General features: G+C 74.0%; 16 protein-coding genes. 10 read left to right on the plus strand and 6 right to left on the minus strand.

What is annotated here, in order from left to right:
- The first annotated feature begins 208 nt into the window (after positions 1 to 208).
- On the plus strand, positions 209 to 955 hold the full coding sequence (locus WDW90_RS18525) for a CDP-diacylglycerol diphosphatase (protein WP_336488906.1): 747 nt from the start codon (positions 209 to 211) through the stop codon (positions 953 to 955).
- A 15-nt stretch (positions 956 to 970) separates the two neighbouring features.
- Here WDW90_RS18525 and WDW90_RS18530 read toward each other — a convergent pair whose 3' ends face one another.
- The 3 genes from WDW90_RS18530 to WDW90_RS18540 all read right to left on the minus strand — a co-directional run bounded on the left by WDW90_RS18530 (position 971) and on the right by WDW90_RS18540 (position 1,866).
- Positions 971 to 1,231, minus strand: a complete 261-nt coding sequence (locus WDW90_RS18530; RefSeq protein ID WP_336488907.1) for a hypothetical protein — start codon at positions 1,229 to 1,231, stop codon at positions 971 to 973.
- 84 nt (positions 1,232 to 1,315) lie between these two features.
- The gene (locus WDW90_RS18535) at positions 1,316 to 1,528 is read right to left on the minus strand and encodes a dodecin (RefSeq protein WP_336488908.1); all 213 of its coding nucleotides are present in this window, start codon (positions 1,526 to 1,528) and stop codon (positions 1,316 to 1,318) included.
- A gap of 122 nt (positions 1,529 to 1,650) precedes the next feature.
- On the minus strand, positions 1,651 to 1,866 hold the full coding sequence (locus WDW90_RS18540; protein ID WP_336488909.1) for a hypothetical protein: 216 nt from the start codon (positions 1,864 to 1,866) through the stop codon (positions 1,651 to 1,653).
- 241 nt (positions 1,867 to 2,107) lie between these two features.
- On the opposite strand from WDW90_RS18540, the gene WDW90_RS18545 reads away from it, so the two are divergent.
- The 3 genes from WDW90_RS18545 (at position 2,108) to WDW90_RS18555 (ending at position 3,263) form a co-directional block, all read left to right on the plus strand.
- Entirely contained in the window at positions 2,108 to 2,572 is a 465-nt protein-coding gene (locus tag WDW90_RS18545; RefSeq protein WP_336488911.1) for a hypothetical protein, read from the plus strand.
- Positions 2,573 to 2,740: 168 nt separating this feature from the next.
- Positions 2,741 to 2,956, plus strand: coding sequence for a hypothetical protein (locus WDW90_RS18550; protein WP_336488912.1), 216 nt, complete (start codon positions 2,741 to 2,743; stop codon positions 2,954 to 2,956).
- A gap of 13 nt (positions 2,957 to 2,969) precedes the next feature.
- Positions 2,970 to 3,263: a hypothetical protein gene (locus tag WDW90_RS18555; protein WP_336488913.1), complete on the plus strand. Its 294-nt coding sequence runs from the start codon at positions 2,970 to 2,972 to the stop codon at positions 3,261 to 3,263.
- A 25-nt stretch (positions 3,264 to 3,288) separates the two neighbouring features.
- Here WDW90_RS18555 and WDW90_RS18560 read toward each other — a convergent pair whose 3' ends face one another.
- On the minus strand, positions 3,289 to 3,489 hold the full coding sequence (locus WDW90_RS18560) for a hypothetical protein (protein ID WP_336488914.1): 201 nt from the start codon (positions 3,487 to 3,489) through the stop codon (positions 3,289 to 3,291).
- A gap of 207 nt (positions 3,490 to 3,696) precedes the next feature.
- On the opposite strand from WDW90_RS18560, the gene WDW90_RS18565 reads away from it, so the two are divergent.
- From WDW90_RS18565 to WDW90_RS18575, 3 genes are all read left to right on the plus strand, one after another.
- On the plus strand, positions 3,697 to 4,053 hold the full coding sequence (locus tag WDW90_RS18565; protein ID WP_336488915.1) for a hypothetical protein: 357 nt from the start codon (positions 3,697 to 3,699) through the stop codon (positions 4,051 to 4,053).
- A gap of 193 nt (positions 4,054 to 4,246) precedes the next feature.
- On the plus strand, positions 4,247 to 4,507 hold the full coding sequence (locus WDW90_RS18570) for a hypothetical protein (protein WP_336488916.1): 261 nt from the start codon (positions 4,247 to 4,249) through the stop codon (positions 4,505 to 4,507).
- A 104-nt stretch (positions 4,508 to 4,611) separates the two neighbouring features.
- Positions 4,612 to 5,043, plus strand: coding sequence for a DUF6894 family protein (locus WDW90_RS18575; protein WP_336488917.1), 432 nt, complete (start codon positions 4,612 to 4,614; stop codon positions 5,041 to 5,043).
- 16 nt (positions 5,044 to 5,059) lie between these two features.
- Here the strand turns inward: WDW90_RS18575 and WDW90_RS18580 are convergent, their stop codons facing one another.
- On the minus strand, positions 5,060 to 5,503 hold the full coding sequence (locus WDW90_RS18580; RefSeq protein WP_336488918.1) for a DUF488 domain-containing protein: 444 nt from the start codon (positions 5,501 to 5,503) through the stop codon (positions 5,060 to 5,062).
- Between the two features lie 243 nt (positions 5,504 to 5,746).
- Here WDW90_RS18580 and WDW90_RS18585 point away from each other — a divergent pair, with 243 nt between their 5' ends.
- From WDW90_RS18585 to WDW90_RS18595, 3 genes are all read left to right on the plus strand, one after another.
- Positions 5,747 to 6,577, plus strand: coding sequence for a glycoside hydrolase family 25 protein (locus WDW90_RS18585; RefSeq protein ID WP_336488952.1), 831 nt, complete (start codon positions 5,747 to 5,749; stop codon positions 6,575 to 6,577).
- A 137-nt stretch (positions 6,578 to 6,714) separates the two neighbouring features.
- Positions 6,715 to 7,530, plus strand: coding sequence for a Crp/Fnr family transcriptional regulator (locus tag WDW90_RS18590; protein ID WP_336488919.1), 816 nt, complete (start codon positions 6,715 to 6,717; stop codon positions 7,528 to 7,530).
- A 212-nt stretch (positions 7,531 to 7,742) separates the two neighbouring features.
- Complete coding sequence (locus WDW90_RS18595) at positions 7,743 to 10,529, plus strand: PAS domain-containing sensor histidine kinase (RefSeq protein ID WP_336488920.1); 2,787 nt, start codon at positions 7,743 to 7,745, stop codon at positions 10,527 to 10,529.
- Positions 10,530 to 10,655: 126 nt separating this feature from the next.
- Here WDW90_RS18595 and WDW90_RS18600 read toward each other — a convergent pair whose 3' ends face one another.
- Complete coding sequence (locus WDW90_RS18600) at positions 10,656 to 12,713, minus strand: methyl-accepting chemotaxis protein (RefSeq protein WP_336488921.1); 2,058 nt, start codon at positions 12,711 to 12,713, stop codon at positions 10,656 to 10,658.
- Positions 12,714 to 12,749: the final 36 nt, after the last annotated feature.

A 12,749-nucleotide genomic window follows, 5' to 3' on the forward strand; every position in this document is an offset into this window, starting at 1 on the left:
TAGCCCGGTCGCAGCGCCGTTTCGACGACGCATAGGGAGTAGCGGACGCAGGCCGGGCTGGGCGCGGGGGATCCGCGCGGTTGGACGGGACGGTCGCTTCGGGCATCCTGGCGATGCCGGTGGGTCGGCCTGCGGTCGCGTTCCGGCCCGCCGCGTGCTCCTCGGCGGGCGGCCGGGCGAGAGCCGGGCCGGTCGGATATCGGAGATCATGCGCGCCCTCCTCCTCTCGCTTCTCCTCGCGACCCTCGCCACGGCCGCCGCGGCCGCGATCTCGCGCGACATGCTCTGGGTCGTGACCAGTTCCTGCGTCACGGCCAAGCGGGTCGTCGGACGGCCCTTCCCGTGCCTCGACGTCCGGCTCGGCTCCGACGGAGAGCCCGGCTTCGTGGTGCTGCGGGCGCCCCCCGCCCGCACCGAGGTCGTCGTGGTGCCCACCGACCGGATCGCCGGGCTCGAGGTCGAGGCCCTGCGCGCGGCGCCGGGCGCCGCCTACTGGCAGGCCGCGCTCGCGGCCCGGCACTACGTCACCGACGCCCTGAAGGGCGGGCTCGCGCTCGCCGACGTGGCGATGGCGGTCAATTCGCAGGGCGGGCGGACGCAGGACCAGCTGCACATCCACCTCGACTGCGTGCAGCCCGCCGTGCGGGAGGCCCTGCGCATGCACGCGGCCTCGTTCGGACCGGCCTGGGCGCCCCTCCCCTTCAGCCTCGCGGGCAAGCGCTATTTCGGCCTGCGGATCGGCGCCGAGGCGGCGTCCCGCTTCAACCCGTTCGAGAGCCTCGCGCGCCTGCCGGGCCCCGCGGGCCTGCGCCGGACGAGCCTCGCCGTCGTCAGCACGCCGCCGGGCAGCGCCGATCCGGGCTTCTTCGTGCTTGCCCACCGGGCGCCCTACAGCGAGGCCGAGACGCTGCTCGACCATGACTGCGCGATCGCCGCGGACGGCGCCGGGCGCTGACGCCCGCGGATGCCGTCAGGCCGAGGCGCCGCGGATCGCCGCCGCGACCCTGTCGACGAAGTCTTCCGCCGCGCCGCCGAAGCGGATCTCGGTCTCGCTCGCGGTGGCGAGGCCCCGCTGCTCCAGCTCCGCCACGCCCGCGGGGTCGGCCTCGTGCCCCTGCCCGTCGCGGCGGATCACCGAGGAGATCCGCTCCCCGCTGAGCAGGCGGTGATAGGCCGCGAACGCGAAGATCGAGAGGGCCTTGTCGGAAAGCCCGCTTGTGTCGGATGCCATCGGGGGTCGCCTCCTTCGGGTGAGCGGACAGAACGCTCGGCGTCCCGCGAGGCTCCCGCGTCGGGCCGACCGGGAGGCGTGCGATCAGGCCTCGTCCATCGTGAAGCCCACCTTCAGGGTGACCTGATAGTGCTGGACCTTGCCCTCGGCGACCTGGCCCCGCGTCTCCACCACCTCGAACCAGCGCAGGTTGCGCAGGGTCTGGTTGGCGCGGGTGACCGCGGTCTGGACGGCATCCTCGATCGAGTGCGTCGACGAGCCGACGAGTTCGATCACCTTGTAGACATGCTCCGGCATCGCGGCCTCCTTCAGCGTCGATCCGTGCGGGGCTTGGGCCCTAGCCCGGATGGCGGATGCGGTACGACATGGCCTCCCGGGACGCTCCCGCCTCGGGCGACCTCGGGTCAGGCGGTCTCGGGTCAGGCCGTCTCGGGCACGGCCGGCGGCATCCCGGCGGCGCCCGGGACCTCGTCGCCGGGTGCCTTGCGAGAGACGTAGTAGAGGCCGACCGCGTGCCAGAAGGCGCCCCGCTCCTCCGGGGTGCGCCGGCCCAGGGCGGCTTCCAGCACCGTCATCGCGGCCATCGCCGCGTCGTTGTGCTTCAACTCATCCATCAGGCTGGCGAGGTCGAACATCGCGGTCACTCCCGGGCTGAGACGCGAGCGTGGCACGAACAAGCGTGGCACGAGATCGGATAACGCCCGAGCTGCGCGTCCGATCCGTCGCGCCGAGCCGGCCGCCGGTTGCCCGGCCGCCCGCCTCGGCCTTCTGCGGCCGGGCTTAAATTAAGTGAAGGCAGACCCCCGCCTTCCGATCGAGGCTGCCGGCACGAGGCATCGTCCCATGCGCTCGGTTCGGCTCAGCGGGAGGTTCATCATGGAACACAAGTCTGTCGAGCAGCTCCAGGACCTTGCGGATGTCCATCCGCAGGCGGCCCTTCTCACCACCCGGCGCGCCCGGCTGGAACGCTGGGCCGATCTGCTGGAGCAGGAGCCCGGCCGCACCTTCGCGACGCTTCCCGAGGTCGACCTGCTGCCGCGGCCGCGCCGCATGGCTCTGCGGGTGGACGGCTCGCCGCTGGCGCTCGCCTTCGCGGACCCGCTGCTGCGCGCGAGCGGCCTCGGCGGCGACACCTACGGGGACGCCCGCACCTTCTTCGGGCTGCGCGAGGGGCAGGCGCACCGGCTCCTCTGCTCCTGCGTCAACGGCCGCCACATCCGGGCCGCGCAGGCGGCCAAGCGGCTGCGGTCCATGGCCTCCCGGCGGCTGGAATATTGGCTGTCGGGCAGCCTGATCGCGGGCGCGGTCGGCGTGCCGGGGGCGATGCTCCTGTTCGGCTGAGGCGGCGGCGCGGCGGGCGGGCCCCGCCGCGCGGGGCGGACACGCGTCCGGAACTCTCCCGACCCGTCCGGAACCCCCGCCGCGTCCCGCGGTAGTACCTGCAGGAGACCCTCGCACCGGGCTCACACGCACGGGCGGCCGAGCACTCTCCGCAGGAGCCTGAGCCCCATGCTGCTCGACGAAGTCACGGACGCTCTCGGCGCCCGCATCCTGATGACCGACATCCTGAAGCCGCTCGACACCTACCTGGGCGACGGCGAGCGCCAGACCGGCCGCTCCGGGGGGCACCTCGACCGGCAGCACCCGCTCGCCGAGCTGTGCGAGCACAAAGTCCGGCGCGAGGCCGTCCGCCACGCCCCGGAGGCGATCTCCTCGCGTTCCTGATGGCGGCACGGCGATGGAGCCCCGCGAGGCGCTGGCGCGTATCCGCTCGCTCGTCGAGGGCGGGGGCGGCCCGGCTGCGCCCGGCGACGCCCGGGGCTTGATCGAGGGGGGCTTGGCCGAGTCGGTACTGCGCCTCGTGCGGGAGGGGCTCGGCGAGGCACCGCCGCGATGCACCCGCGGCCTGCCCGTCGCGCAGCTGCACCAGGTGCTGCGCGAGGCGGGCTACCCCCATCCCGAGGCCCTCACGGACATCCAGCTCGAGAAGCTCCTGGCCGGCACGCAGCCCTCGATCCTCGACGACGCCTGAACGGCGCCGCCCGGACGAGGCCGGGCTACTTGCCCGCCCTGCGTCGGCGCGGCCGCACCGCCCGCTTCGGCTTGCCGCCGGCCTTGCCGCCGCCGGTCGCCGCCCGCGTCATCTCGGCCAGGGCGGCGCGCTGCTGGCGGCGCATCATCGCGGTGGCGGTGCCCATCCACCATCCCGCCGCCCGGTTGGCGGCCGACAGCCAGAGGCTTCGCGGCGAGCCCTTCATGCCGTGTTCTCCCGTGGATTCCCCAGGTCAACGAGGCCGGGGCGGATCGGTTCGCGGTGCGCGGCTGAACGGTTGCTGCCCGCTCAATTCAGCCCCGGTGCAGCGGCGGCGGCGCAGTCTCGCCCATGGCCGCGGAAGTCTGGCCGCACGCATCGGGGACCGGGCCTCCCGCGGGGAGGCCGCCCCCGGATCGACAGGGGATGGGTCATGAAGAGGCTCGCAATTCTCTCGGGCGCCGCGCTGATCGGCCTCGGTGCCCTCGCCTCGAGCGCCGCCGAGGCGCGCGGCGGCGGCGCGGTGGCGGCCGGGCTGATCGGCGGCCTCGCGGCCGGCGCCCTGATCGGAGCGGCCATGTCCGAGGCGCATGCCGCCCCGGCCTACGGATATGCGCTCGCCTACGGCTACGCGCCGGTCCGGACCTACCGGCCGGTGCGCGCCTACGAGGACGACGCCCCTGTCTACGAGACCCGCCGGGTCGTGCGCCGCTACGAGGCCGTCCCGACCGGCTACGGCTACGGCAACGGGCCTGCAGGATACGGCTGGCCCCCGGCCGACCGCTGGTAGCGCGGGACCCGTTCTACGCCCCTTGCCGGGAGACTTGGCTGAAAGCCTTGCCGGAGGGGCTCGGGGTCCGCGCGTCGCGATCCGCTCCCGTCCTCCCCTCGCCGTCGCGCGTCCGCCGCGGCGGCGGGCTGAAACCCGCTGGTAACGGGCGCCGGTCCAAGCTCCCGCCTCGAGACCAGCGCGGGACCCGCTCATGATGACCAAGGACCAGCTCGCCGTCGAGCTGAAGCGCATTGCCACGGCCCAGATCAGCGACATCACCCGGGCCGTGAAGGAGGGCCAGAAATCCATCGCCCTCAACGAGGTGCGAGACATGGCCCAGCGCCTGAACCTCCTCGCCGACGCGTTCAGCCCCAGGAGCGCCGCGCCGGATCCCTCGGTTTCCGCGGCCGCCGTCCTCGCGCAGGCCTGCCCCGCCGCCGCCGGGCGCGCCGAGGAATCCGCCGCCGCTTGAGCGCGGCGCTGCCCGGGAGCACGGCCCCGCCATCCTCCGTGCCGCCTTCGCGAGCGTGGCCGGCCCCTTACGGCCCGCGCTCGGATGAACAGGGAGAGCCCGCCATGGCCCGCGTCTTCTTCAACATCCGCCTGGACGACGCCTACCTGCCCGAGCGCACCGGCCAATGCGTCGCCGATCTCGACGAGGCACGCGCGCTCGCCTGCACGATCATCCGCGCCCTCGTCGCCCAGCACGGCGGCGAGCCGCGCCTGCTGAACGCCGCGGTGGCGGTGACCGACGAGACCGGCGCGCCAGCCTTCGAGCTGTCCTTCCTCGAAGCGATCTACGGGCCGGTCGCGGCGCCGGCCGCCGCGCCCGCCCGCCGGCCGCCGCGCCGTCGCCCGAGCCTCGCGGCCCGGATCCGGGCCGGCCTCGCCCGGGCCGCCGCCGGGATCCCGGCCCGCCGGGCGGCCCTCGAGCGCCTGCGCGACCTCGCCTCAGCGGCCGCCCCTCGCCTTCGGCCGCTGAGGCCGCCTCATACGATTTCCGCCTGATCAAGCGCAGACCGTATCAGCCGAACAGGTCCACCGTGGCGAAGCCGCGCGCCTCGAGCCGTTCGGCCAGGACGCGCCGGTGGCAGCGCTCCGGATCGCGCTCGAAGCAGAGCAGGCAGGTCGGCGCGTCCGCCGCCATCGCCGCGAGCGCGTCGAGGGCGAGCCCCCCGTCGGCGGTGTCGAGCACCTCCTCGCAGTAGATCCGGCGCATCAGCGCCGCGTCGTGCGCCCGGGCCGCCTCGCGCCCGGCCTTCGGCGTGCCGAGGCTGCGGGCATGCGCGTAGGCGAGGCCCGCCTCCTCCAGACCCGCCTTCAGGGCGCCCTTCGAGAAGCCGCGCTTGCGCGAGTTCGCCACCGCCCGCACGTCGGCCAGCCGGCCGACACCGGCATCCTTGAGCGCCGCGACGAGACGCTCCGGATCGAGCCCTTCGTAGCCGATGGTAAACACGATCTTGCGCACGACATGAACCTTCGAAAATCGAGGAAGCAGCGCAACTTACACCCTGCCGCGACCGGGTCGGCAAGGATTCGCCCACGCCTCATGTCGCTCGCCTGCAACGGCTTCCGGAATTCCGCCGCATTGACGGCAAAGGTCTGTTAACCGCGCGCGGGGCATCGCTTACCCAAGTGATTGGCGCGTAAGACGGTGGGCCTGGCATCGATGTCGCTGTGGAATGGGCTTTCCCTGACGCGTGCCGGCTCCATGGCGGCCTCCTCGGCCGCCCGCTCGGGCTGGGTGAGGCGCGCGGCCGCGGCCGCGCTCCTGTCGAGCCTCGCGGCCTGCGCCTCCAACAACGACTTCTACCCCACCAAGGGCGACACCAAGCCCCATCCGGGCGTGGCGCGCGCCAAGACTCACCCGATCCAGGGGATCGACATCTCCAAGTGGCAGGGGCCGGTCGACTGGGCCTCGGTCAAGGGGGCTGGAACCCAGTTCGCCTTCATCAAGGCGACGGAGGGCGGCGACCACGTCGACGAGCGCTTCCGGGAGAACTGGGACGGGGCCGCCCGCGCCGGCCTGCCGCGCGGCGCCTACCACTTCGTGTTCTGGTGCCGCGCGCCCGAGGACCAGATGGCATGGTTCAAGCGCAACGTCCCGAACGATCCGAGCGCCCTGCCCCCGGTTCTCGACGTCGAGTGGAACGGCCATTCGCAGACCTGCCCGAAGCGCCTGCCGAAGGCGCAGGCGCTCGGCATGATCCGGTACATGCTCGACGAGATGGAGCGCTACACCGGCAAGCGCCCGATCATCTACACCGACATCACCTTCCACCGGGACGTGCTGGAGGGCGAATTACCCGATTACCCGCACTGGGTGCGCTCCACCGCGGCCGAGCCCGAGCAGCGCTTCTCCAACCGCAAGTGGATGCTCTGGCAATTCACCTCGACGGGCCGGGTCCCGGGGGTGCGCGGCGACGTCGACCGCAACGCCTTCTACGGCACCTCGGCCGAGTGGGCCTCGTTCCTCGCTACCGATTGCGACCCGCGCGAGCACCGGCGCCTGTCGGTGCAGGGGCTCTGCGCCGAGAAATAGGCGCCGGCGCCGCGCCGATCCGCGCGTTTCATGGCGGAAGCGCAAATTTGTTCAGGGGTTTGTCTACTAGTAGACAGACTAAGACCGAAGCTCTGCTGTAGGAGCGGGCCGTATCGTTCGTCATTACAGCGTATCGAATGTCCTCGCCGTCGGATTCCCTCTTCGAAGGAAACTTCCTCCTCAAGGCGCTGCGCGACGAGGATCGGGCGCTGCTGGCGCCCCATCTCGAGCGGCACACCTACCAGAAGGGCGAGACGCTGTTCGAGGCGGGGAGCGAGGTCTCGGCCATCTCGTTCCCCTGCGATCAGACCGTCGCCACCCTGGTGATCGCGATGCAGGACGGGCGCAGCGCCGAGACCGCCACGATCGGCCGCGAGGGGGCCGCCGGCGGTGTGGTCAGCAACGGCTGTCTGCCGGCCTCGACCCACGCCGTCGTGCAGATCGGCGGCCCCGTGATGCGCCTCGACGCGGTCCGCCTGCAGGACGCCAAGATTCGCTCGCCGAGCCTGCGCAACCTGTTCACCCGCTACTCCGACTGCCTGCTCGCGCAGGTGCTGCAATCGGTGGCCTGCAACGCGCTGCACCCGATCGAGCAGCGCTGCCTGCGCTGGCTCCTGACCCTGCAGGACCGGATCGGCAGCGACACGCTGCCCGTCACGCACGAGTTGCTCGCCGCGATGCTGGGGGTACAGCGCACCTACCTCACCCGCATCCTGCGCATGCTGCAGCAGCAGGGTCTGATCGAGGTGGGGCGCGGCCGCATCACCGTGGTCAACCGGGCCGAGGTGGAGAACGCCGCCTGCGAGTGCCACGGCAACGTCAAGCGCCATTTCGAGACCGTGCTCGGCGCGGTCTACGGCCCGGCCGGGCGCCTGCTCCATATGCGGCCGCCCGACGACCTGCGCGAGACCCGCACCCTCAACCCGACGACGATCGAGCGGGTCGGCCGCTGAGGCCATCCCGCACGGAGGGCGACAATCGCGGCCGCCGGCCATAAATTGCACCTGATGGACATGTGCTTGAGAGCGGGATCGCCCCCCCGGGACCGGTTCCCTTCCCCACCCGACCGGGACCGTCCGGCGAGGCGCCGGTCCCGGCCGCCCGCACGCGCGGGGCGGCGCCGCGCCACAGGCCAGGCCATCCGGACGAGGCCGCCATCGCGACGATGAGCAGAGCCCAGTCCCCATCGCAGACCGAGGCCGAGCGCGAGCGGCTCGCCGCGCTCGCGCGCTACGGGATCCTCGACACGCCGGCGGAGCCCGGCTTCGACGATGTCGTGCTCGTGGCGAGCGAGCTCTGCGCGGCGCCGGTGGCGCTGGTGAGCCTCGTCGCGGCCGAGCGGCAATGGTTCAAGGCGCGGGTCGGGTTCGAGGCCTGCGAGACCGATCTCGACCGGTCGGTCTGCGCCCACGCCCTCGCGGAGCCCGGACTGCTCGTCATCCCCGATCTCGCGGCCGATCCCCGCACCCGCGGCAATCCCCTCGTCACCGGCCCCGAGGCCCTGCGCTTCTACGCGGGCGTGCGCCTCGACACCCCCGAGGGCATCGGCCTCGGCACCCTCTGCGTCCTCGACGTCGCGCCCCGGCCCAAGGGGCTGAGCCCGGGCCAGGCGGCGGCCCTGCAGGCGCTCGCCCGGCAGGTGATGGCGCTCCTCGAGATGCGCCGCGCCCTGTCCCGGCGCGACGCCGATATCGGCCGGCGCCAGCAGGCCCAGGACGTCAGCGACGCCAGCGCGATCCGGCTCGACGAGAGCGCCCTGCTGATGCGGCTCGCCATCGAGGCGACGGGCATCGGCATCTTCGACTACGACCTCGTCGAGGGCCGGCTCGACTGGGACACGCGCACCCGCGACCTGTTCGGGATCGGCCGCACGGAGCCCGTCAGCTACGCGGGCACCTTCCTGCCGGCCCTGCACCCGGGGGACCGGGAGCGGGTCGACGCGGCCCTGCAGGCATCCCTCGATCCGGCGGGTTCGGGCCTGTTCGACAGCGAGTACCGCATCCGCAGGCCGGACGGCGGCGAGCTCTGGCTCGGCGCGCGCGGGCGCCTCGTGGTGGCGGGCGGGCGCGGGACGCGCATCGTCGGCACCGTCCGCGACATCACGCAGCGCAAGATCGCGGATCTCGACCTGCAGGCGAGCCGGGACCGCTACCGGCTCGTCACCCGGGCGACGAACGACGCGATCTGGGACTGGGACCTCACGAGCGACACGGTGCGGTGGAACGAGGCGCTCCGGAGCGCCTACGGCTGGGCCCCGCACCAGGTCGAGCCCACCGGTGCCTGGTGGGTCGCCCATATCCACCCCGACGACCGGGCGCAGGCCCATGCCGGCATCCGGGCGGTGATCGACGGCGCGGAGAGCGAGTGGAGCCACGAATACCGCTTCGCGCGCGCGGACGGGACCTACGCGGAGGTCTTCGACCGCGGCTACATGGTGCGCGACCGCGACGGCACGCCCCTGCGCATGATCGGCGCGATGCTCGACGTGACCGAGCGCAACCGCAGCGAGGCGCGCTTCCGAGCGGTGTTCGAGGGGGCGAATGTCGGCATCGTGGAGCTCGATCCCCGCAGCCTCAAGGCGCTCCGGGTGAATGCCAAGCTCTGCGAGATCTGGGGTGCGCCGCCCGAGGACATCGTCGGGCACTCGGTGGCGCGGTGGACGCCCGAGGAGGATGCGGCCGCCCGCGACGCCCTGCACAGGCGCCTCGCCGGCGGCGAGATCATGCAGGAGACCCTGGAGAAGCGCTACCGCCGGGCGGACGGGCGCCTGATCTGGGCCCGGGTCAACCTCGTCTCGCAGGTGCTCGGCGACGCGATCCAGACCACCGCGATGATCGAGGACATCACGCGGGAGCGCTCGGCCGAGGACCGCCAGCGCGCCCTGATCGAGCTTGGGGACGCCCTGCGCGACGACAATTCCCGCGACGTCATCCTGGCCCACGCCGCCGAGATCCTCGGGCGGACCCTCGGCGCGGACCGGGCCGGCTACGACGTCCTCGACCCCGCCTCGGGCGAAGTAAGCCTGGTCGGCCAGTGGCCGGCGCCCGAGCCCGGCGGCCCGCGCCCCTTGTCGGACTTCCCCGGCACCGCGCGGTGCCTGCGCCGGGGCGAGACTCTCGCGGTCGCCGACGTCGCCGCCGATCCGCGCCTGTCCGCGGACGCGGCCGGCTACGCGGATCTCGGCGCGCGCGCCCTCATCAAGGTCCCGCTGATCCAGCGCGGCAAGCTCGTCGGCGTGCTGTACGCCTTTGCCGCCGCACCGCGGGCCTGGGCGCCGGCGGAGATCGCCTTCGCCCGCGACGCGGCCGAGCGGGCCTGGGACGCCCTCGGACGGCTCCAGGCCGAGGACCAGCAGCGCCTCCTCAACCGCGAGCTGAGCCACCGCCTCAAGAACACGCTGGCGATGGTCCAGGCCATCGCGGCCCAGACCCTGCGCAACGCCACCGATTTCGAGGCGGCCAAGGAGGCGCTGGCCGCCCGCCTGATCGCGCTCGGCAAGGCCCACGACATCCTGCTCACGGGCGAGCGCGAGAGCGCGGGGATCGACGCGGTGATCGCCGGTGCCCTCTCGCTCCACGACGACCGCCAGCCGGGCCGCTTCGCGATCCGCGGGCCGGCGATCGAGGTCGGTCCCAAGGCGGCGCTCTCGCTCAGCCTGATGATGCACGAGCTCGCCACCAACGCCGCGAAGTACGGCGCGCTGTCGGTGCCCGAGGGCCGGGTGATGGTGGATTGGGAGGTCGCGGAGGCGGCCGAGCCCACGGTCCGCCTCGCCTGGCGCGAGCGGGGCGGCCCCCCCGTCTCGCCGCCCGCGCGAAAGGGCTTCGGCTCGCGCCTGATCGAGCGCGGGCTGGCCGGGGCCGTCGGCGGCGAGGTGGCCCTCGCCTACGAGCCCGCCGGCGTCGTCTGCCGGGTCGAGGCCCCGCTCGCGGGCTTCCAGGCGATGGATTAGGTATCCCGGTCGACGCGCCGGGCCATCCCGCGCCGGGCCCTCCCGCAACCAGGCCGGCAGGCCGCGCCGGCGGGCAATGCTTCCGGAGCGCGCCGGCTGCGCCGCAGCCGAGCCGGCGCGCCGGCCTCAGGCCGCCCGGACGGTCGCCAGGAAGCGGCCGACCGCGTCGCGCAGGTCGCCGGCCTGGGCCGAGAGGTCGCTCGCGGCGGACAGCACCTGGGCCGAGCCGGCGCTCGCGGTGCCGGCCGCCTCGCTGACGCCCGCGATGTGTCCCGAGACCGCGCGGGTCCCCTCGGAGGTCTGGGCGGTGGTCCGGGCGATCTCGCCGGTCGCCGCGCCCTGCTCCTCCACCGCCGCCGCGATGTCGCCGCCGATGCGGGCGAGCCGCTGGATCATCCCGGTGATGCCCCCGATCGCCGCCACGGAGGCGTCCGTGGACGCGGTGATCTCGTGGACCTTGGCGGCGATCTCCTCGGTGGCGCGCGCGGTCTGGCCGGCGAGGGTCTTCACCTCGGCGGCGACCACCGCGAAGCCGCGGCCCGCCTCGCCCGCGCGCGCCGCCTCGATGGTGGCGTTGAGCGCGAGCAGGTTCGTCTGCCCGGCAATATCCGAGATCAGCCCGACGATCTGGCCGATGCTGCCGGCCGCGGCGGCGAGGCGGTGGACCTCGCCGGCCATGGCCGCCGCGTCCCGCTCGGCGGCGGAGGCGAGGTCGGCCGAGACGGTGACCTGCTGGCCGATCTCGCGCACCGAGGCCAACAGCTCCTCCGTGGCGGCCGCCACGGTGTCGGCCGAGAGGGCCGCCTCCGCCGAGGCCGCGGTGACCTGCCGACTGAGGCTCGCCGTGTCGCCGGCCGCGCGGGCCATGCCGCGGGCCGCGCCCTCGAGCTCGGCCGCCGCCGCCGAGACCGCCCCGACGATGCCGCCGACCCGCGCCTCGAAGCCGTCCGCGAGGCTCCGCGCCGCTTCGCGCCGGGCGGCGGCGCTCTCCTCCGCCATCCGCTCCTGCTCGGCCCGGATGCGGCGGCGCTCGCTCACGCTGTCGCGGAAGTCAGCCGCCGCGGCCGCGATGGCCCGGACCTCGTGGGGACCGCCCTGCGGGATCGCGACCTCGGTCTCGCCCCGGCCGATCGCCGCCAGCGCCCGCGACATCCGGATCAGCGGCCGCGCGACGGCGCTGCCGAGGCCGAAGGCGAGCGCCCCGGAGAGCAGGAAGGTCATGAGCCCCGCCGCCGCCCAGAGGGCGAGGCTGCGGTCCGCGGCCTCGCGCACGGCGCCGGCGGCGGCTCTCAGGTCGCCGGTGAGCCGGTCCTCGACGGCCTTGAGGCCGTCGATGCGCTGGGTGGCGAGCTTGAACCAGAGGGGACTGTCGCGGAAGGCCAGCGCCTCGCCCGGCATCGTGCCGAGGGCGAGCCCGCGCAGGCGCGCCACCTCGCGCGCCGCCTCGCCGCCCTCGCTCGCCGCGAAGGCGTCGAGCTGGGCCGGGTCGGCCTGCAGGCGGAACACTCCCTCGAAGGTCGCCTGGTTCGCCGCGAGCGTGGCAAGCCGCTGCAGGCCCGCGAGGTCGAAGCTGCCCGCCGCGAAGGCGGCGGAGACCGCGGCGCGCTCCTGGCCGGCGAATTCCTTCAGGGACAGGAAGGCGGCGTAGGTCCCGACCCGGTTGGCGATGCCGACATGGGCCGCGACGTTCTGCATCTCCCGCACGATGCCGAGGCCCTGGCCGACCAGGCCGGTGTAGAAGGCCATGCTCTGGGACGGGGCCGGCTGCAGGGCGTCGACCGAGGCCCGGTGCGCCTCGACCTGCCCGAGGCCGTCGCGGAGCTGGCCCGCCCGGCGCGCGAGGATGGGCCCGAACCCCATCGTGCCAGCCTCGGAGAGGGCCCCGGCGAGGACCGCCCGCGCCGCGTCGGTGCGGGCGCGCTGCGCGCCGAGCTCGGCCTTGAACTGCGTGCCCTTCGAGCCGAGGAACAGGCTCGAGGCGCCCCGCTCCCGCTGCGCCTCGTGCACGAAGGCGCTGACCCTGGAGGCGAGGCCGACGAGGTCCTGGACCTCGGCCATGTCGGCGCGCTGGGCCATGCGGTCCGAGATCGCGAGCCCCGCGACCGCCGCGAAGGCGAGGCAGGGCGCGAGCGCCACGGCCAGGATGCGCCCGCGCAGGGACCCGACGAAACCACCCACCATCATGTCTGCACCGAACTTCGGTTACGCTACGGAGAGTTG

It is taken from the genome of Methylobacterium nigriterrae, assembly GCF_037106235.1.
GTDB lineage: Bacteria > Pseudomonadota > Alphaproteobacteria > Rhizobiales > Beijerinckiaceae > Methylobacterium > Methylobacterium nigriterrae.

Excerpts from the sequence above, each read along its gene's own strand:
- WDW90_RS18530 (WP_336488907.1), bottom strand. The coding sequence starts at position 1,231 with ATGGCATCCGACACAAGCGGGCTTTCCGACAAGGCCCTCTCGATCTTC.
- WDW90_RS18545 (WP_336488911.1), top strand. The coding sequence starts at position 2,108 with ATGGAACACAAGTCTGTCGAGCAGCTCCAGGACCTTGCGGATGTCCAT.
- WDW90_RS18540 (WP_336488909.1), bottom strand. The coding sequence starts at position 1,866 with ATGTTCGACCTCGCCAGCCTGATGGATGAGTTGAAGCACAACGACGCG.
- WDW90_RS18560 (WP_336488914.1), bottom strand. The coding sequence starts at position 3,489 with ATGAAGGGCTCGCCGCGAAGCCTCTGGCTGTCGGCCGCCAACCGGGCG.
- WDW90_RS18565 (WP_336488915.1), top strand. The coding sequence starts at position 3,697 with ATGAAGAGGCTCGCAATTCTCTCGGGCGCCGCGCTGATCGGCCTCGGT.
- WDW90_RS18590 (WP_336488919.1), top strand. The coding sequence starts at position 6,715 with ATGTCCTCGCCGTCGGATTCCCTCTTCGAAGGAAACTTCCTCCTCAAG.
- WDW90_RS18595 (WP_336488920.1), top strand. The coding sequence starts at position 7,743 with ATGAGCAGAGCCCAGTCCCCATCGCAGACCGAGGCCGAGCGCGAGCGG.
- WDW90_RS18535 (WP_336488908.1), bottom strand. The coding sequence starts at position 1,528 with ATGCCGGAGCATGTCTACAAGGTGATCGAACTCGTCGGCTCGTCGACG.
- WDW90_RS18575 (WP_336488917.1), top strand. The coding sequence starts at position 4,612 with ATGGCCCGCGTCTTCTTCAACATCCGCCTGGACGACGCCTACCTGCCC.
- WDW90_RS18550 (WP_336488912.1), top strand. The coding sequence starts at position 2,741 with ATGCTGCTCGACGAAGTCACGGACGCTCTCGGCGCCCGCATCCTGATG.
- WDW90_RS18570 (WP_336488916.1), top strand. The coding sequence starts at position 4,247 with ATGATGACCAAGGACCAGCTCGCCGTCGAGCTGAAGCGCATTGCCACG.
- WDW90_RS18525 (WP_336488906.1), top strand. The coding sequence starts at position 209 with ATGCGCGCCCTCCTCCTCTCGCTTCTCCTCGCGACCCTCGCCACGGCC.
- WDW90_RS18555 (WP_336488913.1), top strand. The coding sequence starts at position 2,970 with ATGGAGCCCCGCGAGGCGCTGGCGCGTATCCGCTCGCTCGTCGAGGGC.
- WDW90_RS18600 (WP_336488921.1), bottom strand. The coding sequence starts at position 12,713 with ATGATGGTGGGTGGTTTCGTCGGGTCCCTGCGCGGGCGCATCCTGGCC.
- WDW90_RS18585 (WP_336488952.1), top strand. The coding sequence starts at position 5,747 with ATGGCGGCCTCCTCGGCCGCCCGCTCGGGCTGGGTGAGGCGCGCGGCC.